This is a genomic window from Marinobacterium stanieri (genome assembly GCF_900155945.1).
In the GTDB taxonomy this organism is placed as follows: domain Bacteria; phylum Pseudomonadota; class Gammaproteobacteria; order Pseudomonadales; family Balneatricaceae; genus Marinobacterium; species Marinobacterium stanieri.
On sequence record NZ_FTMN01000022.1, the window covers coordinates 1 to 1,152 of the forward strand.

A 1,152-nucleotide genomic window follows, 5' to 3' on the forward strand; every position below is an offset into this window, starting at 1 on the left:
AAATGCAACAAAACACCGCTGGCCAATTCGTCCAGGCTAAACCCTCCCGCCTGCGTCGTTTCGCGGCCAAGGCAACCGGTGCAGCAACCGCCGCAGGCGCGGCTATCCTGTCCGCGCCGGCCTTTGCCCTGACAGCGGATCAGAACAGCCAGATCACGGCGGCGTATGACGCGACCGGCGTCAGTACAGAGCTGGTGATTGCCGGTCTTCTGGGTGTGGTCCTGCTGATCACTGGCTTCGGCATCATCTACAGCCTGCTCAAGCGTTAATGGCGTTAACCCTGAGCCTGGCCATGCTCTGGTGGGGCTCATTCATGTTTGGTTGGTATACCGGCCGGATAGCCTGAACTAAAGGGGGCCCTTCGGCCCCTTTTTCTATGGTGTTCTCTATGGTCCCTTTCCTTCGCTATTTGAAACCCAATTTCTCCAGCCATTGGGGTAACTGGTTATTTGCGCCTTTGCTGGCGTTCTGTATTGGCTTTCTTCCTTCTCATGCTTTTTCTTATGAAGCCGGTGACGCGTATTACAGGGCTTATAGCTCTTCTAATAATCCATATTCCGAAGATTGGGCTTTTGGTCAATCAGTCGATCAAGTCTGTCAGCAGTTCTACGCTCATGACTCAAGATCATTTCCAAAAAGAACCGATGGTAACAAGTGTGGATACCATGCTAGTGGAAAGCCTGATTTCTGGGTTCATTTTATCTATGTATATGAAAGAACATGTTCAGAAGCAGATGCATCGAACCCCAATCATTTTTGTTCAAAAGAAATTATATCTTGCCCTGAATCTGGCTCTCTCCAGATGTTTGATGGGTGGGCTTCTTCAAAAGCTGCCTGTCTTGATCTTAACGGCAGTAATACCGAATTCGGTTATGACTCCTGTGGTTACAAGATCACAACCGCTAGCGTTGCTGATGAACCTAAGACCTGCAGTAGCCCCGGTATGTGCTTTTTTGAAGGCATGTACTACTGCGCCTATAACGCCATGGCTACCGGTGATCAAACCGAATTAGGCCCTTACGACTTCCCAGAACCTGAGCCTGAAGACCCAGACGGAGAGGGTGAAGACACCGGCAACTCTGACGGTGATACCGGCAGTGAAGATGATGAAACCGATGGTACCGGCACCGATCCTGATGAGACCGACGGCAC

At 50.8% G+C, this 1,152-nt stretch carries 2 protein-coding genes; both read left to right on the forward strand.

From position 1 onward, the window contains the following. Positions 1-269, forward strand: a 269-nt coding sequence (locus tag BW956_RS22520; protein WP_175612070.1) for a hypothetical protein, incomplete at its 5' end; no start/stop codon positions are given. 119 nt (positions 270-388) lie between these two features. After that, on the forward strand, positions 389-1,152 hold a 764-nt coding region (locus BW956_RS22375), incomplete at its 3' end, for a hypothetical protein (protein WP_217695163.1).